General features: G+C 74.8%; 18 protein-coding genes. 6 read left to right on the forward strand and 12 right to left on the reverse strand.

What is annotated here, in order from left to right; genetic code table 11:
• The first annotated feature begins 46 nt into the window (after positions 1-46).
• A complete protein-coding gene (locus HCN08_RS05060) occupies positions 47-892 on the forward strand; it encodes a hypothetical protein (protein WP_206318403.1) in 846 nt (281 codons plus the stop codon).
• A 35-nt stretch (positions 893-927) separates the two neighbouring features.
• Here the strand turns inward: HCN08_RS05060 and HCN08_RS05065 are convergent, their stop codons facing one another.
• Positions 928-1,410 (reverse strand): carboxymuconolactone decarboxylase family protein, encoded by a 483-nt coding sequence (locus HCN08_RS05065; protein ID WP_167981615.1) that lies wholly within the window; start codon positions 1,408-1,410, stop codon positions 928-930.
• A 49-nt stretch (positions 1,411-1,459) separates the two neighbouring features.
• On the opposite strand from HCN08_RS05065, the gene HCN08_RS05070 reads away from it, so the two are divergent.
• Complete coding sequence (locus HCN08_RS05070) at positions 1,460-3,082, forward strand: aminotransferase-like domain-containing protein (RefSeq protein WP_167981616.1); 1,623 nt, start codon at positions 1,460-1,462, stop codon at positions 3,080-3,082.
• Positions 3,083-3,098: 16 nt separating this feature from the next.
• On the opposite strand, the gene HCN08_RS05075 is transcribed toward HCN08_RS05070, so the two are convergent.
• From HCN08_RS05075 to HCN08_RS05095, 5 genes are all read right to left on the reverse strand, one after another.
• Complete coding sequence (locus tag HCN08_RS05075; RefSeq protein WP_206318330.1) at positions 3,099-4,883, reverse strand: LCP family protein; 1,785 nt, start codon at positions 4,881-4,883, stop codon at positions 3,099-3,101.
• 205 nt (positions 4,884-5,088) lie between these two features.
• Entirely contained in the window at positions 5,089-6,078 is a 990-nt protein-coding gene (locus HCN08_RS05080) for a malate dehydrogenase (protein WP_167981617.1), read from the reverse strand.
• A gap of 198 nt (positions 6,079-6,276) precedes the next feature.
• A complete protein-coding gene (locus HCN08_RS05085) occupies positions 6,277-7,077 on the reverse strand; it encodes a helix-turn-helix domain-containing protein (RefSeq protein ID WP_167981618.1) in 801 nt (266 codons plus the stop codon).
• Between the two features lie 128 nt (positions 7,078-7,205).
• Positions 7,206-7,604, reverse strand: a complete 399-nt coding sequence (locus tag HCN08_RS05090; protein ID WP_167981619.1) for a DUF3017 domain-containing protein — start codon at positions 7,602-7,604, stop codon at positions 7,206-7,208.
• Positions 7,594-8,469, reverse strand: coding sequence for a bifunctional methylenetetrahydrofolate dehydrogenase/methenyltetrahydrofolate cyclohydrolase (locus tag HCN08_RS05095; RefSeq protein WP_167981620.1), 876 nt, complete (start codon positions 8,467-8,469; stop codon positions 7,594-7,596). Before HCN08_RS05095 ends, HCN08_RS05090 begins: the two co-directional genes overlap by 11 nt.
• A 144-nt stretch (positions 8,470-8,613) precedes the next feature.
• Here HCN08_RS05095 and HCN08_RS05100 point away from each other — a divergent pair, with 144 nt between their 5' ends.
• Both HCN08_RS05100 and HCN08_RS05105 read left to right on the forward strand, forming a co-directional pair.
• Positions 8,614-9,294: an RDD family protein gene (locus HCN08_RS05100; RefSeq protein ID WP_167981621.1), complete on the forward strand. Its 681-nt coding sequence runs from the start codon at positions 8,614-8,616 to the stop codon at positions 9,292-9,294.
• Between the two features lie 56 nt (positions 9,295-9,350).
• Positions 9,351-9,854, forward strand: coding sequence for an RDD family protein (locus HCN08_RS05105; protein ID WP_167981622.1), 504 nt, complete (start codon positions 9,351-9,353; stop codon positions 9,852-9,854).
• A gap of 79 nt (positions 9,855-9,933) precedes the next feature.
• Here the strand turns inward: HCN08_RS05105 and purH are convergent, their stop codons facing one another.
• Both purH and purN read right to left on the reverse strand, forming a co-directional pair.
• Entirely contained in the window at positions 9,934-11,565 is a 1,632-nt protein-coding gene (gene purH / locus HCN08_RS05110; RefSeq protein WP_167981623.1) for a bifunctional phosphoribosylaminoimidazolecarboxamide formyltransferase/IMP cyclohydrolase, read from the reverse strand.
• Positions 11,562-12,239, reverse strand: coding sequence for a phosphoribosylglycinamide formyltransferase (purN, locus tag HCN08_RS05115; protein ID WP_322974233.1), 678 nt, complete (start codon positions 12,237-12,239; stop codon positions 11,562-11,564). Before purN ends, purH begins: the two co-directional genes overlap by 4 nt.
• A gap of 515 nt (positions 12,240-12,754) precedes the next feature.
• On the opposite strand from purN, the gene HCN08_RS05120 reads away from it, so the two are divergent.
• Positions 12,755-13,588, forward strand: a complete 834-nt coding sequence (locus HCN08_RS05120) for a hypothetical protein (protein WP_240969754.1) — start codon at positions 12,755-12,757, stop codon at positions 13,586-13,588.
• Between the two features lie 15 nt (positions 13,589-13,603).
• Here HCN08_RS05120 and HCN08_RS05125 read toward each other — a convergent pair whose 3' ends face one another.
• Complete coding sequence (locus HCN08_RS05125; protein ID WP_322974234.1) at positions 13,604-15,364, reverse strand: cell division protein PerM; 1,761 nt, start codon at positions 15,362-15,364, stop codon at positions 13,604-13,606.
• Here HCN08_RS05125 and HCN08_RS05130 point away from each other — a divergent pair.
• Positions 15,343-16,365 (forward strand): RNA polymerase sigma factor, encoded by a 1,023-nt coding sequence (locus HCN08_RS05130; RefSeq protein ID WP_167981626.1) that lies wholly within the window; start codon positions 15,343-15,345, stop codon positions 16,363-16,365. The genes HCN08_RS05125 and HCN08_RS05130 overlap by 22 nt on opposite strands.
• 60 nt (positions 16,366-16,425) lie before the next feature.
• On the opposite strand, the gene sucD is transcribed toward HCN08_RS05130, so the two are convergent.
• The 3 genes from sucD to HCN08_RS05145 all read right to left on the reverse strand — a co-directional run.
• On the reverse strand, positions 16,426-17,310 hold the full coding sequence (gene sucD / locus HCN08_RS05135) for a succinate--CoA ligase subunit alpha (protein WP_167981627.1): 885 nt from the start codon (positions 17,308-17,310) through the stop codon (positions 16,426-16,428).
• A gap of 26 nt (positions 17,311-17,336) precedes the next feature.
• Positions 17,337-18,515, reverse strand: a complete 1,179-nt coding sequence (gene sucC, locus HCN08_RS05140) for an ADP-forming succinate--CoA ligase subunit beta (protein ID WP_167981628.1) — start codon at positions 18,513-18,515, stop codon at positions 17,337-17,339.
• 257 nt (positions 18,516-18,772) lie between these two features.
• The coding region (locus HCN08_RS05145; protein WP_407648675.1) for a VWA domain-containing protein at positions 18,773-19,976 on the reverse strand (1,204 nt) is incomplete at its 5' end.

The following is a 19,976-nucleotide window of genomic DNA, read 5'->3' on the forward strand; positions in this document are numbered from 1 at the left end:
GGCAGGCCCGCGCGGACGCCGTAGGGTGCGGAGGGTGATCGTCGGGATGGTGGCCGCGCTGGGCGCGGCCGTGTGCTTCGGGGTGGCCTCCGTGCTCCAGGCCAAGGGGGCGCGGGCCGCCGAGCCCGGCAGCGGCTCCGGCGTCGACACCCGGCTGCTGGCCCGGGCGCTCGCCCAGCGCGTCTACCTCGCCGGGCTCGCCCTGGACGCCGCCGGTTTCGGCTGCGAGCTGGTCGCGCTGCGCAGGATGCCGATCTACGCGGTCGGCGCCGCGCTCGCCGCGAGCCTGGCGGTGACCGCCGTCGCGGCGGCCCGGCTGCTGGGCGCGGCGCTGGACCGTACCGAATGGGCCGCCGTGGGCACCGTCTGCGGCGGCCTGGCGCTGCTCGGGCTCGCCGCCGGGGGCGAGGGGCACGGGCACGGCGGGGCCGGGCTGCGCTGGGGCACGCTCGCCGCGGCCGGCGGGGTGCTGCTGGTCGGGGCGGTCGCCGGGCGGCTGCCGGGGCGGGCCAGGGCGGCGGGCCTGGGGCTCGGGGCGGGGCTCGGCTTCGGCGTCGTCGAGGTCGCGGTGCGGCTCGTGGACGGCGTGGCGAGCCCGGCGCTCTACGCCCTGCTGCTCGGCGGCGGGGCCGCCTTCCTGCTGCTGACCTCCGCGCTGAGCCGCGGCAGCGTCACGACGGCGACCGCCGCGATGGTGGTGGGCGAGACGGTCGGGCCCGCGCTGGTGGGGGTGCTGGCGCTGGGCGACCGCACGCGCGCCGGGTGGGCGCCGGTGGCGGTCGCCGGGTTCGCGCTGGCGGTGCTGGGGGCGCTGGTGCTGGCGCGCTTCGGGGAGGGCGGGGCGGTGGAGGCCGGGCCCGTACCGGCGCGGGAGCCGGTGCGCACGCCGTGAGGCTTCCCGGTTTCCCGGCCGCGGCGCCGTGCGCGTCAGGCGTACGCGGCCGGGGACAGGCGGCAGGTGACGCCGATGCGGTTCCAGGCGTTCATCGCGACGCACATGGCGATGAGCCGCGGCAGCTCGTCCTCGTCGAAGAGCTTGGCCGCCTCGTCGTAGACGTCGTCGGCGACGCCGTGCGGGCCGAGCTGCGTGACGGCCTCGGCCAGCGCCAGCGCGGCACGCTCCCGGGCGGTGAAGAAGGGCGTCTCGCGCCACACCGTGACGCCGATGAGCTTCTGCTGCGACACGCCCTCCTCCAGGGCGGCGTGGCTGTGCTTGTCGACGCAGTAGGCGCAGCCGTTGAGCTGCGAGGTGCGCACCCGCACCAGCTCGCGCACCACCGGGTCCAGGCCCTTGGCCGCGGCCTTGTCGAGGGCGAACATCGCCTGGTAGAAGTCCGGCGCCTTGTCCTTGAGGTCGATACGGCGGACGGGGGCGGGGACGGTCGGAGCGGTTTCGTGGTTCGTGGTCATACGGCCACCGTATGCGGGAAGTGGCCTGGCTCCGTGGTCCACTAGGCGTATGAACGAATGGGCCAATCCGCGGCGCGGCGGCGGCGACTACGACCTGCTGCTGGACCTCGCCGGCCAGCGCAGCCGGGCCGGCCTGGAGGAGGCGCTGCGCACCGCCGTACGCGACGGGCGGCTCGCGCCGGGCACCCGGCTGCCCTCCAGCAGGGTGCTGGCGCGGGACCTGGGGCTGGCCCGCAACACCGTGGCCGACGCGTACGGGCAGCTCGTCGCGGAGGGCTGGCTCACCGCGCGGCAGGGCTCGGGCACGACGGTGGCACCCCGGCCGGCGGAGGGCGCCGGCGCCTCGGTACGGGGGCCGGCGTCCGGGCCAGGGCCCGTACGGGGGCCGGCGTCCGTGCCAGGGCCCGTACGGGGGCCGGCTCCGGTGCGCGGGGCTGCGTCCGGGCCGGGGGCGGCCGATGTGCGCGGGTCCGTACCCGGGGCGGCCTCCGTGCCAGGGTACGGTGCGCGGGGGGCCGTGCCGCCCGCCGGTGAGGCGCCCCGCAGCGGGCCCGCCGAGCTCGCGCCGTACGAGACCGCGCTGCCGTACGCGCTGTGGCCCGGCTCGCCCGACCTCGGCTCCTTCCCGCGCACCGGCTGGCTGCGGGCCGCCCGCCGGGCGCTGACCGCCGCGCCCAACGACGCCTTCGGGTACACCGACCCGCGCGGTCGCCCCGAGCTGCGCACCGCGCTCGCCGGCTACCTGGCCCGGGTCCGCGGGGTGCGCACCGACCCCGGGAACCTGGTGATCTGCACCGGCTACACCCAGGCGGTGGGCCTGCTGGCCCGGGTGCTGTACGCGCGGGGCGCCCGCCGGGCGGCGGTGGAGGAGGTGGGGCTGCCGGACATCCCGACGGTGCTGCGGGCCGCCGGGCTCGACCCGGTGCCGCTGCCCGTCGACGCCGACGGCGCCCGGGTCGAGGCGCTGGACGCCGGGACGCCCGCCGTGGTGCTCACGCCCGCGCACCAGTTCCCGCTCGGCGTGCGCCTGTCGCCCGCCCGCCGTACCGCCGTCGTGGCGTGGGCGCGCTCGACCGGCGGGCTGGTCGTCGAGGACGACTACGACGGGGAGTTCCGCTACGACCGGCAGCCCGTCGCCGCGCTCCAGGCGCTCGCGCCCGACCATGTCGTCTACGCCGGCACCGCGAGCAAGAGCCTGGCGCCCGCGCTGCGCCTGGCGTGGCTGGCGGTGCCGCCGCACCTGCTGGCGGCGGTGGTCCGGGAGAAGCGGCTGGCCGACCACCAGTCGGCGGTGCTGGACCAGTTGACGCTCGCGGAGTTCATCGGCTCGGGCGCGTACGACCGGCACGTACGGCGGATGCGGCTGCGCTACCGGGCGCGGCGCGACCGCGTCGTGCGGGTGCTGGCCGAACGCGCCCCGGGGGTGCGGGTGTCGGGCATCGCGGCGGGCCTGCACGCGCTCGCCGAGCTGCCGGCGTCGGCCGGCCCGGTGGACGCGGTCGTGGCCCGCGCGCACCGGCTGGGGCTCTCGGTGCCTTCGCTCGCCGTGTTCGGCCGGGCCGTATCGCATCCGCCGGCCCTGGTCGTCGGCTACGCCCGGCCGCCGGACCACGCCTTCGCGCAGGCGCTCGACCTGCTGTGCCGGGCGCTGGACGCCGGCGGCGGGGGCTGACCGGGACCGGGGCGGATCAGGGCGCGGAGTCCTTCACGTTGGGCGAGATGGCGTAGGCGTGGGTCGGGGACGTGGAGTGCGGCGGGTTGTCCTTGGTCGTGACATGGCCGTTGGCGTCGACGCCTATCACGTCGTCGTACTTGCTGACCTTCGCGCACGAGCCCTTGTCGCTGCCGTTCTGGTAGTTCGAGCCGTCCAGGGCGGTCTTGCGCTGGCTGTCGGAGGCGTCGACCTTCGCGCCGGGGAAGGTCGTGCCGGTCGTCCAGTCCGAGCCGACGGTCAGGACGACGCCGGTCGCGTCGGCGGTCTGCTTGACGTCCGCGGCGGGTATGCCGAGCGCCTTCGCGACGGCCTGGGCCTGCGGCTGCCCGCCGGCCGGGTAGGTCAGCGAGGTGGTGGGCGTCGCGGCGCCGGTGACGGCGGTGGCGAGCTTGAAGCCGCGGGCCTTGAGCTCGGTCACGACGTCGGAGGCGCGGCCGGGCACGAGGGCGCCGTCCTTGGCGGCCCCGTTGCGCACCTGCACGGCGACCGTGCCGGGCGCGACGGTGGGCGCGGCGGAGGCGGTGGCCGTGGCGCCCGCGGTGGTCTTGGCGCCGCTCGCGGTGGTGAGCGACTGGTCGTCGGCGATCGTCTTGAACAGCGCAGAGGCGCCGGGCTGCACCAGGTGCGTCTCGTAGACGCCGTTGACCTTGGTGTCGGCGGTCTGGAGGGTGGCGAAGGTCACCCGGTTGGTGGGGACCTTGTTCAGGTCCTCGCCGAGGCCGATGAGCTTGGTGATGGAGTCGAGGGAGTTGTCGACGGTGAGCGCCTTGGTCGCGGCGTTCGCGAGCTTCCACATCTTGCTGGGGCTGCTCAGCGTCCCGTCGTCCTTGAGCTTGTTGAGCAGCGCGGTGAGGAAGACGTGCTGGCCCTCGGTTCGCCCGCGGCTGTCGCTGGAGTCGCCGAAGCCGTGCCGGGTGCGCAGGAACTCCAGGGCCGCGTCGCCCTGGAGGGTGTGCTTGCCGGCCTTGAGCTTGAGGTGGCTGTACGGGTCGTAGACGTCGGCGTCCACGCACACCTGGACGCCGCCGACGGCGTTGGACATGTCCACCACGCCGGAGAAGTCGACCTTCATGAAGTGGTCGATGGGTATGCCGGTCAGTTCGTGGACGGCGACGACGCTGCATCCCGGGCCGCCGGCGAGGGCGGCGTTGATCATCGTGTTGTGCTGCGGGCCCATGCTCTGGTGGCCGTCGTCGTGGCAGCCGCTCCAGTCGGCGCGCAGGTCGCGCGGCACGCTCATGACGGTGGCGTTGGTGCGGTCGGCGGATATGTGCACGACCATCTCCACGTCCGCGCGCTCCCCGCCGGCGGTCTTGCACGCGCCGCCGAGCTTGCAGTCCTTGGCGTTGGTGCGGCCGTCGGAGCCTATGACCAGGATGTTGATGGGGGTGCGGCCGAAGGCGTCCGCCTTCTCGTGGCCGGCGCCGTCCTTGCCGTTGGCGGACAGGTCGTCGGACTGGATGTTGCTGTTGAGCTTCCAGTACGCGTAGCCGGCCGCGCCGCCGGTGGCGAGGACGAGGAAGCCGACGACCAGGCCGGTGATCTTCAGGGCCCGCCGGCCGCGCTTCCTGCCGCCGCGGGCCGCCTTGCGCGCGGCGGCGCGACCGCCGGGCGGGCGCTCGTCGGCGGGGGCGCCGCCGGGGGTGCCGGGTGCGCCGCCGGAGCTGCCGCCGGGGGCGGCGGCGGGGCGGGAGCCGTGCGCGCCGGCGCGGCGGCGCCCGGTGCCGTGGCCCCGGTGACCGTGGGAGGGCTCGCTCATGCTCGTATCCCCTGCGACGTCGGACCCAGGCGGACTGGGGCGGCCTGGTCGGCCGACATCTAGGACCGTTCAAACGCCTCTTTGGTTGCATTCCGCTTACGATTGCGGCGTGCGACGGCCCCGTCGCTGGACGTCAGCGACGGGGCCGGTCGGACAACTCCGGGCGGCGGAGGCCCGGTTGGCTCGGATCCGGGTCGGGTCAGGCTCAGATCAGGCCAAGACCGCGGACCGCGTCGCGCTCCTCCTCCAGCTCCTTGACGGAGGCGTCGATGCGCGGGCGGGAGAAGTCGTTGATGTCCAGGCCCTGGACGATCTCGAAGGCGCCGTCCTTGGTGGTGACCGGGAAGGACGAGATGAGGCCCTCCGGCACGCCGTAGGAGCCGTCGGAGACGATCCCCATGGACGTCCAGTCGCCGTCCGCGGTGCCGTTGACCCAGGTGTGGACGTGGTCGAGGGCCGCGGAGGCGGCGGAGGCCGCCGAGGAGGCGCCGCGGGCCTCGATGATGGCCGCGCCGCGCTTGGCGACGGTCGGGATGAAGGTCTCGGCGAGCCACTGCTCGTCGTTCACGACCTCGGCGGCGTTCTTGCCGGCGACCTCGGCGTGGAAGATGTCCGGGTACTGCGTCGCGGAGTGGTTGCCCCAGATCGTGACGCGCTTGATGTCGGCGACGGCCGCGCCGGTGCGCTTGGCCAGCTGCGCGATCGCCCGGTTGTGGTCCAGGCGGGTCATCGCGGTGAAGCGGTCGGCGGGTACGTCCGGGGCGGCCGAGCGGGCGATGAGGGCGTTGGTGTTGGCCGGGTTGCCGACCACCAGGACCTTGATGTCGTCGGCGGCGTGGTCGTTGATGGCCTTGCCCTGCGGCTTGAAGATGCCGCCGTTGGCCTCCAGCAGGTCACCGCGCTCCATGCCCTTGGTCCGGGGGCGGGCGCCGACCAGCAGCGCGACGTTCGCACCGTCGAAGGCGACGTTCGGGTCGTCGGTGATCTCGATGCCGCGCAGCAGCGGGAAAGCGGCGTCGTCCAGCTCCATGGCCGTGCCCTCGGCGGCCTTGAGCCCCTGCGGGATCTCCAGCAGCCTGAGCTTCACCGGCACGTCCGCGCCGAGCAGGTGCCCCGACGCGATGCGGAAGAGGAGGGCGTAGCCGATCTGGCCGGCCGCTCCGGTGACGGTGACGTTGACGGGAGTGCGAGTCATTGCCTTCTCCTGGCCTGTGCAGTTAGCTGCGCTGCTTCGGGGGTGGTCCGTGGTGCGGCCTGACGGCCCCTCCGGCAGCGGCCCGAGCGGCCCAGAACGCGGCTCTCTCGTCCCGGAGAGAGCCACCCGCCAGGCTATCGCCTGCCCCACCCGCCCCCGCACCCCACCGCCCTGTGGCGGCGGTCACCGTGGCGCGGCTCAGCCGATGCAGATGCCGAGGACGATCAGGCCCAGGCACAGGCCGGTGTGGGTGGGGGTGGGCGTCGGGGCCGGGGTGGACGGCGGGGGCGCGGGGGCGGAGGTCGCGGGGGCCGAGGACGCGGGCGGCGGCGCGGCCCCGCTGGACGGGGGCGGTGGCTGCGGCGTCGACGCGGCCGGGGGCGGTGTCGTGGTCGTCGTGCCGGGGGTGGGGGTGGTGGTCAGGGCCGGCGGGGTGGAGGCCGCGGGGGCGGGGTCCTGGGAGGGGTGGGTGCCGGTGGCGGGGCCCGGCGGGGCGTGCGGGGCGGTCGCCGTGGCCGTGTCGGGCGGGGTGGGGGCCGCGCCGCGGTCGGGGGCGCGCGTGCTGCCGGGGCCGGCCATGAGGACGACGGCGAGCAGCGCGGCGACCGCGCACACGCCGGCCGCCGCGAGCAGGACCGCGCGGCGGCGGGCGGAGGGCATGCCTTCCGCGGAGGTCAGCGGGTCCAGCGGGTCGGGGTCGGGCAGCGGCTTGCCCCGGCCGCGCTCGCCGGTGCCCTTCGACGCCTTCTCGGCGAGCTTCCACAGCGCCCCGACCCGGTCGTAGTCCGCGCCGCTGGCCTGCGCCAGCACCTCCACCGCGGCGAGCGGCGGCAGCGTGTCCGCCGCGAGGTGGCCCGCCCAGGCCTGCGCGGACTGCGCGGTCCGCGCGGCGAGCGCGGGCACCGTCAGGCCGCTGCGGTCCTTCATCCGCCGCAGCTGCGTCGCGAGCCGCCGCATGTCCACAGGAATGTGGTCCGCCAGCGGCTCCCACTGCCCCATGGCCGCACCCTTCGTATCCCGTCGAATACCGAGGGCAACGATAGAACATCCGTGCCGCACGGATGTTCATTCCGCCCAACCTCCGGCATATGTCCGGCGGTTGTGCTAAGCGCCGGCCAACGGCCGTCCTAGCGGACGGAGAAGTGGATGATGTCCTCCAGGAACGGGATGCGGATCACCGGGTCCGGCTGGGCCATGAGGGCCAGCAGGACGATAGCGACGCCGAGCACCGCGTAGGTGAAGACGTCGGTGAAGCGGCTGCGTACCGCGAGCATGCCCACGGACGTCACCGTCCAGCGCAGCACCCCGCCGAGCAGCATCGCGGCGCCGAGCACGATCGCGCCGGCGCGGAAGGCACCGGTCGCCACCGTGACCAGGCCGGCGACCGCCCCGACGATGACCACGATGATCGGCCACTGGCGGGCCGGCGCCGGGGCGTCGCCCGGCGCGGCCCGGCCGCCGCCCTCCGGGCGGGCGGTGGAGGTCGTGACGGTGGGCCGGCCGCCGGGGCCGAGGTCAGACGACACTGTCCGCCGCCCGCACCGCCGCGCGCTCGGCCGCCTCCACGACGTTCTGCAGCAGCAGCGCGCGGGTCATCGGGCCGACACCGCCCGGGTTCGGCGACAGCCACGCGGCGACCTCGGCGACCGCCGGGTGGACGTCACCGACGATCTTGCCGGCCTCGTCCCGGCTGACGCCGACGTCCAGCACCGCCGCGCCCGGCTTGACGTCCTCGGGCTTGACGATGTGCGGCACGCCCGCCGCGGCCACCACGATGTCGGCCTGCCGCAGCTGCGCCGCCAGGTCGCGGGTGCCGGTGTGGCACAGCGTCACCGTGGCGTTCTCGGACTTGCGGGTGAGCAGCAGCCCGATGGAGCGCCCCACCGTGATGCCGCGCCCGACGACGACCACATGCGCGCCGTCGATGGTCACGCCGTGCCGGCGCAGCAGCTCCACGATGCCGTTGGGCGTGCACGGCAGCGGCGCGGGCACGCCGAGGACGAGCCGGCCCAGGTTCGTCGGGTGCAGCCCGTCGGCGTCCTTGGCCGGGTCCATCAGCTCCAGCACCCGGTTGGTGTCGATGCCCCTGGGCAGCGGGAGCTGCACGATGTAGCCGGTGCAGGCCGGGTCCTCGTTGAGCTCGCGGACGACCGCCTCGATCTCCTGCTGGCCGGCGGTGCCGGGCAGTTCGCGCTGGATCGAGCCGATCCCGACCTGCGCGCAGTCGCGGTGCTTGCCGGCGACGTACCACTTGCTGCCGGGGTCGTCGCCGACCAGCACGGTGCCGAGGCCGGGCGCGACGCCGCGGGCCTTGAGCGCCTGGACGCGCTCGGTCAGTTCGGACTTGATCGCGGCGGCGGTGGCCTTGCCATCGAGAATCTGGGCGCTCATGCCCCCCATTCTCAACGATGCCGGGTGCGCGGTACCAATCCGTACGCTTCCTGTGCCCCGTTGGGCCTTGCGCGCCGGTGTCGCCTGGCCGGACGATGTGGCGGTTCGTTGCCGTCCGTCCCCGCTCGTGAAGGAAACACGCACGTGAGCCAGCCTCCCGGCCCCCCGAACCCGTACGGCGGCCCGCCGCAGCAGCCCTACGGCCAGCCGCAGCCGCCCGGCATCCCGCAGCAGCCCGCGTACGGTCAGCCGGCCGGCTACGGCTACCCCCCGCAGCAGCCGTACGGCGGCTACGGCACCCCCGCCGGCATGCCGGGCGCGCTCCCGTACGGGATGCCGCCGCTGGCGAGCTGGGGCGCCCGGCTCGGGGCGCTGCTGCTGGACCTGCTGATGTTCAACCTCATACCGACCGGCATCTTCCAGGCCGGCTACCTGCCGCACAACGTCAAGGTCCAGGACGCGGTCAACGACTGCGCCGACCGCGGCATCTCCCGCAGCAACTGCCACGACCTGCCCGCCGCCACCGGCACGCAGGTCACGCTGATGGTCATCGGCGCGATCCTCGGCTTCGCCGTCTTCCTCTTCCTCGTCTACCGCGAGGGCAAGACCGGCCAGACCCCCGGCAAGAAGATCGTCGGCATCCGCATCCTGCGCGAGCACGACGGCTCCGCCCTCGGCTTCTGGCGCGCCTTCGGCCGCCGCCTGGCCCACATCCTCGACGGCATCCCCTGCTTCCTGGGCTACCTGTGGCCACTGTGGGACGCCAAGAACCAGACCTGGGCCGACAAGATGACCAGCTCCGTGGTGATCAAGGACCAGTTTTGAGCGATCCGGGGGGATACACCGCGAAGCCCGCGCCGCCTGCGCCGGGCCTGCCCGGCATGACGGACACCTCGGACGTCCCGGGCTACGCGGTGGAGATCGAGGCGGCTGCCTTCCGGCCGGCGGACCGCTTCGAGCGGCGGCAGCTGGCGCGCTGGGTCCAGCGCGTCGGATCGGGCGTGATCGACCAGGCGGTCATCGCCGCGCCGTCATGGGTGCCGTACGCGACCATGGCCGAGGGGGACGCGCGGACCGACGCGCTCCAGGCCGGTTCGGCCGGGACGCTGGTCCTGGCGATCCTGGTCGGGCTGTGGGAAGGGCGCACCGGGCGCAGCCCCGGCAAGGCCCTGTTCGGGCTGCAACTGGTGGACCGCCGGGACGGCGGGCTGCTGGGGCCGGCGCGCGGCATCGGCCGCAGATGGCTGCACCTGCTCGACCTGCTGTCGTGCTACCTCGGCTTCCTGTGGCCGCTGTGGGACGAGCAGCGGCAGACCTTCGCCGACAAGGCCGTCAACGCCGTGGTGCTCACCGGGCAGCGCCGGCGGGCACCGACGGCCTCCTGAGCCGGCGCGCACGGCCGCGGCCGTACCCCTTTGTCGGGGGTACGGCCGCGGTCGGCTTCGGGCGGGGGGACGGTGCGGGTCAGTGGAAGAAGTGGCGGGTGGCGGTCAGGTACATCGTGACGCCGGCTTTTTGGGCCGCCTCGATGACCGCGTCGTCGCGGACCGAGCCGCCGGGCTGGGCGACGGCCTTGACGCCGGCCTCGGCCAGGACCTCGAAGCCGTCGGGGAAGGGGAAGAAGGCGTCGGAGGCGGCGTAGGAGCCGGTCGCGCGCTCGGCGCCGGCGCGGGCGACGGCGAGCTTGGCGGAGTCGACCCGGTTGACCTGGCCCATGCCGACGCCGACCGTGGCGCCGTCCTTGGCCAGCAGGATCGCGTTGGACTTCACCGCGCGCGAGGCACGCCACGCGAAGGCCAGGTCGGCCAGTTCCGCGGGCGCGAGCGCCTCGCCGCTCACGAGCTGCCACGTCGCGGGGTCGTCGCCCTCGGCCTGGAGGCGGTCCTTGGCCTGGAGCAGGATGCCGCCCTCGATCGGGCGGTACTCGGTCGTCGCGTCGGGCGCCTGCGCGACCTTCAGCACCCGGATGTTCTTCTTGCGGGCCAGCACCTCCAGGGCGCCGTCCTCGTACGCGGGCGCCACGATGACCTCGGTGAAGATCTCCGCGACCTGCTCGGCCATCTCCACCGACACCGGCCGGTTGACGGCGATGACGCCGCCGTACGCGGACAGCGGGTCGCACGCGTGGGCCTTGCGGTGCGCCTCGGCGACGTCCGCGCCGACCGCGATGCCGCACGGGTTGGCGTGCTTGATGATCGCCACGCACGGCTCGGTGTGGTCGTGGGCGGCCCGCCGGGCGGCCTCGGTGTCCACGTAGTTGTTGTACGACATCTCCTTGCCGTGCAGCTGCTCCGCGCCGGCCAGCCCGCCGCCGGTGCCGCCCTCGGTGACGTACAGCGCGGCCGGCTGGTGCGGGTTCTCGCCGTAGCGCAGCGTCTGGCGGCGGACGAAGACCTCGCCGGCGAAGGCCGGGAAGGCGCTGTCGTCGTCGGCCGCGTAGCCGTCGGCGAACCAGGACGCGACGGCGACGTCGTACGCGGCGGTGTGCCGGAACGCCTCGGCGGCCAGCCGCTTGCGGGCCGTCAGGTCGAAGCCGCCCCCGCGCACGGCGGCGAGCACGTCGGCGTAACGGGCCGGGCTGGTGACGACCGCGACGGAGGGGTGGTTCTTCGCGGCGGCCCGCACCATGGAGGGCCCGCCGATGTCGATCTGCTCGACGCACTCGTCGTCGGTCGCGCCGGAGGCGACGGTCTCCCGGAAGGGGTAGAGGTTGACCACGACCAGCTCGAACGGCCGGACGCCCAGCTCGTCGAGCTGCCGCTGGTGGTCGGGCAGCCGCAGGTCGGCGAGGATGCCGGCGTGCACGCGCGGGTGCAGCGTCTTGACCCGGCCGTCCAGGCACTCGGGGAAGCCGGTCAGCTCCTCGACCGGGGTCACCGGCACACCGGCGGCGGCGATCCGGGCCGCGGTCGAGCCGGTCGACACCAGCTCCACGCCCGCCTCGTGCAGCCCGCGGGCCAGGTCCTCCAGGCCGGTCTTGTCGTAGACGCTGATCAGGGCGCGGCGGATGGGCCGCTGCCCCTGGCCCTGTCCCTGGCCCTGTTCCTGGCCCTGTCCCTGGCCTTGTCCCTCGGTGGCGTTGGTGTCGGCGCTCATGCCGGGATCCGTACCTTTCGTCCTTCGATGCGGTAGCCGTCGCGCGACAGCCGCCCTACGACGTCGACGAGCAGCCGCCGCTCGACGTCCTTGATGCGCTCGTGGAGCGCGTCCTCCGTGTCGTCCTCCCGGACCTCGACCACGCCCTGGGCGATGACCGGGCCGGTGTCGACGCCGTCGTCGACGAAGTGGACGGTGCACCCGGTGACCTTCGCGCCGTACGCGAGCGCGTCGCGCACGCCGTGGGCCCCGGGGAAACTCGGCAGCAGCGCGGGGTGGGTATTGACGAACCGGCCGCCGAACGCGGCGAGGAAGTCCTTGCCGACGATCTTCATGAAGCCCGCCGAGACCACCAGGTCCGGCTCGTACGCCGCGGTCGCCGCGGTGAGCGCGGCGTCCCAGGCGGCCCGGTCGGCGAAATCCGCGACCCGTACGACGAAGGTGGGCAGGCCCGCGCGCTCGGCGCGCTCCAGGCCCGCGATGCCGGCGCGGTCGGCGCCGACCGCGACGATCCGGGCGCCGTAGCCGGGGTCGGCCTCGATGGCGTCGAGCAGCGCCTGGAGGTTGGTGCCGGAGCCGGAGACGAGGACGACCAGGCGGCGGGCGGCCCGGTCGCGGGGCGGGGCGCCGTGCGGGGCGGCGGGGGTGTGGGCGGCGGGAGTTCGGGCGGCCACTGGCGGGGGCTCTCTCTCGCGGGCGGATCGGCGGACGTTCCGGCGCGTGCTTGCGGCGCATACCTGCGGCGCATACCTGCGGCGCATACCTCTGGCGCACGCCCGGACATCCTTGGGATGATCGTACGAGTCAGGGATCGGCCGGATTCCGGGGAACCCTACGAGACCGCCGACCGTCAGCAACGATACCGGCACTGTGGACGGCCCCCGCGGGACGGGTGAGCGCGCGGAGGGTAGCGTCTGGCAGGGACACGGACTGCGCGCGGCCTGCGCGCGGGTGAACGTGATGTATCCGACACCTGAGTCGCGTATGACGTACGTGCGGGGCACAGGCAAGAGGATGCTCGGGACGGCACGGGTCGCTGCGCGGCTCGCCGGCGTCCCGGTCGTACGGCGCGGTACGGCACGGTACGCCGGTGCACGGCGGCGGGGCCCGGGCCGCCGGGCCGGGCGGTCGCGCGGCTGTGCGGATTACTGTGCTGATACCGGTGTTACGAGGAGTCGAGCCCAAGGGGATGGCGCATCACATCATGAGCAGCGGCCGTTATCGTCTCGCGCTGCGTGCGCCCGAGGGCGAGCAGGACCAGGACAACCCGTTCGCCCCGCCGCCCGAGGGGGCGCCGGACCGGCCCTGGCAGCCCAGGCGGCCCGCCGCGGGGTCCGCCCCCGCGGATCCGGCCGGGGGGCCGGGAGCGCCAGGGGGTGCGGGGTCTCCGGGGTCTTCGGGTCAGGGGCCGGAGGACGGTGCGCCGCCGCCCCCGCCGCCGGGTGCGCCCCGGCCGTGGGGGAGCCAGTGGAGCACCCGGCAGCCGCAGGGCGGCCGGCCCGACCCGTACGGCAGGCGGCCCGACCCGTCGCAGGGCCCGAGCGGTCCGCAGGGCACGGGCCCGACCTTCGACCCCACGGATCCGGCGCACCGGCGCTCCCGGTATGCGATCTTCTGCGGCATCTGGGGCCTGATCGCCGCGGTCGTCGGCTGGATCCCGGTGGGCCTGCTGCTCGGCGCGCTCGCCCTCTACTGGGGCATCAGCGCGCTGCGGATGTCGCCCGAGGACCGCGCGAAGGCCCGCGCCCAGGCGGCCTCGGCGCTCGCCGACGCCACGCAGTCCCCGCGCCCCGCGCCGCCCGCGCCCGGGCCCGACGCGCAGCGCTCCTTCATGACGGCGGCGTGGACGGGCATCGTGACCAGCGCGGTCACGCTCGCGATCGTGGCCTCGACGTACGCGCTGCACCTCGCGTACCGCGACTACTACACGTGCAAGAAGGACGCCCTGACGACGCCCGCGGCCCAGGCGTGCCAGAAGCTCCTCCCCGAGCCGCTCCGCGACGTCCCGGCGATGCGCCCGTAGCGCACTCCCCCGGCCTCACCCGTCCGCGCCATCCGCGGGCGCGGCCCGGGGCGGCTCCGCTGGCTTCGGCGGATGCGTGGGCTTCGGCGGTACGGGAGGCTGCTCCGGTACGGCGGGCGGCGCCGGCCTCCGGCGCACGCCGGCCAGCGCGGCGAGACGGGCGTACCGCGAAGGCGGCGGCTGGACCTGCGAGTCGGACGGGGCCGGCCTCCGGCGGGTGAGCGCGGCGAGGCGGGCGTAAAGCGACGGCGGCTTGGGCCTGCGGCGCAGATGTGCGCGGGTCCAGCGCCAGGTCGCGCGGGTGCGGGCCCAGCGCGGGGCCGGGTGCGGGGGCGGTTCGCGCAACGCCCGGGTGCGCAGCCAGGCGACAGCGGTGGCCGGCAGCGTGGCCAGGACCAGCGGCCAGGCCGTGGCCGCGGCGGCGGTGAGCCAGTAGCCCGGGCCGAAGTCCGCCAGCGTCGCCGTACCCATCGGCCCGGCGGCGGCGTAGGCGAGCAGGCCCAGCGCGAGCCCGCACACGGCGGAGCCGCCCGCGGCGACCAGGGCCGTACGGCCCGGCGGGCGGCGGCCCCTGACGCAGCAGACGGCGACCGCGACCGAGGCCAGGGCCGGCACCGCGAGGGTCGCCCAGCCGAGAGCGTGCGCGGGCCCTTGCGGCGGCAGCGCGGCGAGCAGCGGGAAACGCGGCAGCAGCGGATAGCCCGACGCGCCCGCCGGGCTCACCGCACTGCCCGCGCCGACCGCGAAGCCGGGCCCGAGGGCGTACGCCGCGGACCACACCGCGAGGTTCGGCACGAGCAGCACGCACAGCAGGAAGACCGCGACCTGCCCGGCGATGGGCGCGCTGAGCTGCCCGTACGCCCGCCCCGAGCGCATCAGGTGCTCGGCGAGCGCGACGCCGCCGATGATCGCCCCGCCGGCGACGAGGACCGCCGCCGCCATGCCGCCGGCCCGCAGCGCGAGAGCGGCGTCGCCGCCCCACCGCACATAGCGGGCCGGTGACGGCCGGCCGCACCCGGTCCAGGCGCCGGCGGCGGTCGCGGCGGCGGCGAAGAGCGGGACGTGCAGCGCGGCGGACAGCACGTTGACGTGTACGGGCCCGGTCGCGGCGTACACCGTGACCGGCAGCGCGATGCCCACGTACCCCGTGAGCAGCCAGCCGGCCGCCCGCGGCGACCCGTTGCCGACCGCGGACGCGGCCCCGCGGTGCAGCAGCCACGCGGGCAGCACGCTGAGCAGCAACGGCGTGACCCCGATCGGCGCGGCCACCCCGGAAAGCGTCCCGTCCCGCACGAGGTCGGCCCCGTGCGCCATGAGCCACAGATCCGCCCCGACCCGCAGCGCCCCCCCGAGCCCGCTGTCCGGCAGCGGCGACACAACCCACAACAGCAACACGACTGCGGCCAGCCCCCCGAGCGCCAGCCCCGCATCCGCCGCCCCTGCAGCAACCGCCGCCCCCCGCCCAACCCCCCGCCGCCCCCCAACCACCCCAACGCTGTACCCCCCACCACCTGGGCCACCACCCGCACCCAAAGGCGCCGGGTAGCCCTCCGCGCCCGGGCTGGCACCCCCTCCGTCGCCGCGGGATGGCTCGGGTGGGGTCGGGGGATGCGTCCGTGGGGTCACGGCGTCCCATCGTGCCAAGAACACCCGTTTCGCCCGTGCAGCAGGCACTTGATCGTCGTGTCGCCCATGATGCGACGTATGCGTGCTTTTTTCGGACCGTCGGACGAGTCGGATGAGAGGACTTACCGGTGAGCGGGCGTAAGCGGCCACACAAGTCCCGGCCGAAGCCCGCCGCCGCCCGTGCGCGTACCGGTGCGGCGGCGGTCAAGGCGCGCAGCGGGACCGGCACGGCTGCGCCCTTTCGGGTGCGGGCGGTCTACCCGGCGGTGATCGCGACGCCACTCCCCGAGTCCCCGGCGGAGGGGGCCGAAGCTCCCGCGCTCGGTGCCTGCGGGGTCGAGGCGAGCGCCGGGGCCGGGGGGATCTCGTCCTCCCGCGTGGAGGCTGCCGCCAGGGCGGTCGGGGTGGTCGACCCGGCGGACACCGGAGGGGCCGAGGACGCGTTCGACGCGCTTTATCTGCGGTGTGCCGAGGGGCTGCGGCGGCAGGTCGTGGTGCTCACGGGGGATCGGGAGCTTGCCGGGCGGGCGGTGGGGCGGGCGTTCGACCTGGCGTGGCAGCGGTGGCCCGAGGTCGCGCGGGACGAGGACCCCGTGGGGTGGCTGCGGGCCACCGCGCACACGTACGCCCTCGCGACCTGGCAGCGGCATGTGGCCCGGCTGCGGCGGCGGGGCGGGCCGGCGGTGGAGGGCGAGTTGTGGGGCGCCCTCGTACGGATCCACCCGGAGCGGCGGCGGGCGCTGCTGCTGCACGACGGGCTGGGGATGAGCCTGCCGCGGACGGCCGCCGAGGTCGAGTCCAGCACCCGCGCCGCCGCCTCCCGCATCATCGGCGCCCGGCGCGAACTGGCCGCCGCCGCGCCCGAGGTCTACGACGGCGGCGACGCCGCCACCCACCTCGCCGGCCTGCTCACCGCCGCCGAACCCCACGGTCCCGGCAGCCCCGGCGCCCCCACCGCCGCCGGCGTGCGCGAGGCCAGCGAACGCGGCACCCGGCGCCGTACGGTCGCCTCCTTCGGCGCGGCCGGCGCCATCCTGCTGGTCACCACCGTCTGCATGATCGTCGGACCGCAGCCCGGCGCCCACTCGCACCACGACGCCCCCGCCCAGCAGCAGGCGACCACCCGGCCCGTATCCTCCCCCGCCGACTGACATGCGTACGGCCCGCCCCCCGGCAGGGGAAGCAGGCCGTACGTACGAAAGAGCGCGGCCTCAGCCGACGAGGATCGCCCGGGCCAGCCGCGCCGTCTCGGACGGCGTCTTGCCGACCTTGACGCCCGCCGCCTCCAGGGCCTCCTTCTTCGCCTGCGCCGTGCCGGAGGAGCCGGAGACGATCGCGCCGGCGTGGCCCATCGTCTTGCCCTCGGGCGCGGTGAAGCCGGCGACGTAGCCGACGACCGGCTTCGTCACGTTCTTCTCGATGAACGCCGCGGCCCGCTCCTCCGCGTCGCCGCCGATCTCGCCGATCATCACGATGAGGTCGGTGTCGGGGTCGGCCTCGAACGCGGCGAGCGCGTCGATGTGCGTGGTGCCGATGATCGGGTCGCCACCGATGCCGACCGCCGTCGAGAAGCCGATGTCCCGCAGCTCGTACATCATCTGGTACGTCAGCGTGCCGGACTTCGACACCAGGCCGATACGGCCCGGCTTGGTGATGTCGCCCGGGATGATGCCGACGTTGGACTGGCCCGGCGTGATGATGCCGGGGCAGTTCGGGCCGATGATCCGGGTCTTGTTGCCCTTCTTGCCGGCGTGCGCCCAGAACGACGCCGAGTCGTGCACGGCGATGCCCTCGGTGATCACGACGGCCAGCGGGATCTCCGCGTCGATCGCCTCGACGACGGCGTCCTTGGTGAACTTCTCCGGCACGAAGATGACGGTGACGTCCGCGCCGGTCTTCTCGATGGCCTCCTTGACGGTGCCGAAGACCGGCACCTCGGTGCCGTCGAAGTCCACGGACTGCCCCGCCTTGCGCGGGTTGACGCCGCCCACGACGTTGGTGCCGTCGCCGAGCATGAGCTTGGTGTGCTTCACGCCCGTCGCGCCGGTCATGCCCTGGACGATGACCTTGCTGTCCTTGTTGAGCCAGATAGCCATGGTGGTGTGTGTCCTCGTCCTCGTGCTTACTTGGCGGCGGCCAGCTCGGCGGCCTTGTCGGCCGCGCCGTCCATGGTGTCGACACGCTGCACCAGCGGGTGGTTCGCGTCGGTGAGGATCTTCCGGCCCAGCTCGGCGTTGTTGCCGTCGAGGCGGACGACCAGCGGCTTGCTGACCTGCTCGCCCCGGTCCTCCAGGAGCGCCAGCGCCTGCACGATGCCGTTGGCGACCTCGTCGCACGCGGTGATGCCGCCGAAGACGTTGACGAAGACGGAGCGCACGTCCGGGTCGCCCAGGATGATCTCCAGGCCGTCCGCCATGACCTGCGCGGACGCGCCGCCGCCGATGTCCAGGAAGTTCGCGGGCTTGACGCCGCCGTGCGCCTCGCCGGCGTAGGCGACGACGTCCAGGGTGCTCATGACCAGGCCGGCGCCGTTGCCGATGATGCCGACCTGGCCGTCGAGCTTGACGTAGTTGAGGTTCTTCTCCTTGGCAGCCGCCTCCAGCGGGTCGGCGGCGGCCTTGTCGTGGAGTTCGGCGTACTCGGGGTGCCGGAACTCGGCGTTGTCGTCCAGCGACACCTTGCCGTCCAGCGCGATGACCTCGCCGGAGGCGACCTTGGCCAGCGGGTTGACCTCGACCAGCAGCGCGTCGGACTTCACGAAGGTGTCCCACAGCGTGACCAGCACGTGCGCGACCTTGTCCGCGACCTCGGCCGGGAACTTCGCCGCCGCGACGATCTCGCGGGCCTTGGCCTCGTCCACGCCGTCGATCGCGTCGATCGGGGTCTTCGCGACGGCCTCCGGGCGGGTGGCCGCCACCTCCTCGATCTCCATGCCGCCCTCGACGGAGGCGATGGACAGGAAGGTGCGGTTGGCGCGGTCCAGCAGGAAGGAGACGTAGTACTCCTCGACGATCTCCGGAGCCGTCTCGGCGATCATCACCTTGTGGACCGTGTGGCCCTTGATGTCCATGCCGAGGATGTCCGTCGCGCGGGCGACGGCCTCGTCCGGGGTCGCGGCCAGCTTCACGCCGCCGGCCTTGCCGCGGCCACCGACCTTGACCTGCGCCTTGACGACCGACTTGCCGCCGAGCCGCTCGGTGATCTCGCGCGCCGCCTCAGGCGTGTCGATGACTTCACCGGCCAGCACCGGTACCCCGTGCTTGGCGAAGAGATCCCTCGCCTGGTACTCGAACAGGTCCACGCGCGTCCGTCTCCCTTTTCCCTGGATCGGCTGGAGTAAGCCTGGATGTGGTGTGCGGCGTCGGCAGGAGGCTGCCGTCGTCTGTACAGCGCCGCCTGCCGGCTGGGCGTGCCGCGGAGGGCAGGGCGACCGCACGTCACCTGCTGTCACCAGGGATGCGCACGCGGTGTCCGAGTACGCGGCATGTCCGTCTTGCAGGTTATCGCCGCGCACGGGTGCGGCCTAAATCGCGGATCCCCTGGGAGCGGTGAGAACGGTCACAGCGTGCCATCCGCTTCGGCACCTCGTGCCTCGGGTACGGGTATCCGCCGCTTCTCGATCGCCGCGGCCATCACCTCGGGAAACAGGTCCGGAGTGCAGGCGAAGGCGGGGGCGCCGAGCGCCGCGAGCGCCGCCGCGTGCTCCCTGTCGTACGCCGGCGCGCCCTCGTCGCTCAGCGCGAGCAGCGCCACGAACTGCACGCCGGACGCCTTCATGGCGGCGACCCGCCCGAGCATCTCGTCGCGGATGCCGCCCTCGTAGAGATCGCTGATCAGTACGACGATGGTGTCCGCCGGACGGGTGATCTGCGTCTGGCAGTACGCGAGGGCGCGGTTGATGTCGGTGCCGCCGCCGAGCTGGGTGCCGAACAGGACGTCGACGGGGTCGGTGAGCTGGTCGGTGAGGTCCACGACGGCGGTGTCGAAGACGACCAGGCGGGTGTCGAGGGAGCGCATCGAGGCGAGGACCGCGCCGAAGACCGAGGCGTAGACGACGGAGGCGGCCATGGAGCCGGACTGGTCGATGCACAGGACGACGTCCTTGCGCACCGCGCGGTCCGCGCGGCCGTGGCCGACCAGCCGCTGCGGCACGACGGTGCCGTGCTCGGGCAGGTAGTGGCGCAGGTTGGCGCGGATGGTGCGGTCCCAGTCGATGTCGCGGTGCCGCGGGCGGGCGGTCCGCGCCGAGCGGTCCAGCGCACCGGTGAGGGTGGCGCGGGTGCGGGTCGCGAGCTTGGCCTCCAGGTCGCGCACGACCTTGCGGACCACCGCGCGGGCGGTCTCCCGTGCGGTCTCGGGCAGCGCCTTGCTGAGCGACAGCAGCGTGCCCACGAGGTGGACGTCGGCCTCCACCGCCTCCAGCATCTCCGGCTCCATCAGCAGCGCCTGGAGCCCGAGCCGGCCGATGGCGTCCCGCTGCATCACCTGCACCACGGAGGTCGGGAAATACCGCCGGACGTCCCCCAGCCACCGCGCCACCTGCGGCGCCGACCCCCCGAGCCCGGCCCCCCGCTCCCGCACCGCCGCGCCACCGCCCCCGTACAACGCCCCGAGCGTCCGGTCGACCGCAGCATCCCGCCCGGCCAACTCATACCCCGTCCCCTCACCCCCCCCCCCCCCCCCCCCCCCCCCCCCCCCCCCCCGCCCACCCCCCCCCCCCCCGCCGCCGCCCGCCCCCGCCCCCGCCCCCCCCGCCGCCCCC

Source organism: Actinacidiphila epipremni, assembly GCF_012034175.1.
Taxonomy (GTDB): Bacteria; Actinomycetota; Actinomycetes; order Streptomycetales; family Streptomycetaceae; genus Actinacidiphila; species Actinacidiphila epipremni.

What these genes read in the sequence shown, in the direction of transcription:
- HCN08_RS05105 (WP_167981622.1), top strand. Translation starts at nt 9,351, where the DNA reads ATGACGGACACCTCGGACGTCCCGGGCTACGCGGTGGAGATCGAGGCG.
- HCN08_RS05080 (WP_167981617.1), bottom strand. Translation starts at nt 6,078, where the DNA reads ATGACTCGCACTCCCGTCAACGTCACCGTCACCGGAGCGGCCGGCCAG.
- sucD (WP_167981627.1), bottom strand. Translation starts at nt 17,310, where the DNA reads ATGGCTATCTGGCTCAACAAGGACAGCAAGGTCATCGTCCAGGGCATG.
- HCN08_RS05060 (WP_206318403.1), top strand. Translation starts at nt 47, where the DNA reads ATGGTGGCCGCGCTGGGCGCGGCCGTGTGCTTCGGGGTGGCCTCCGTG.
- HCN08_RS05095 (WP_167981620.1), bottom strand. Translation starts at nt 8,469, where the DNA reads ATGAGCGCCCAGATTCTCGATGGCAAGGCCACCGCCGCCGCGATCAAG.
- HCN08_RS05075 (WP_206318330.1), bottom strand. Translation starts at nt 4,883, where the DNA reads ATGAGCGAGCCCTCCCACGGTCACCGGGGCCACGGCACCGGGCGCCGC.
- HCN08_RS05065 (WP_167981615.1), bottom strand. Translation starts at nt 1,410, where the DNA reads ATGACCACGAACCACGAAACCGCTCCGACCGTCCCCGCCCCCGTCCGC.
- HCN08_RS05120 (WP_240969754.1), top strand. Translation starts at nt 12,755, where the DNA reads ATGGCGCATCACATCATGAGCAGCGGCCGTTATCGTCTCGCGCTGCGT.
- purH (WP_167981623.1), bottom strand. Translation starts at nt 11,565, where the DNA reads ATGAGCGCCGACACCAACGCCACCGAGGGACAAGGCCAGGGACAGGGC.
- HCN08_RS05070 (WP_167981616.1), top strand. Translation starts at nt 1,460, where the DNA reads ATGAACGAATGGGCCAATCCGCGGCGCGGCGGCGGCGACTACGACCTG.
- HCN08_RS05085 (WP_167981618.1), bottom strand. Translation starts at nt 7,077, where the DNA reads ATGGGGCAGTGGGAGCCGCTGGCGGACCACATTCCTGTGGACATGCGG.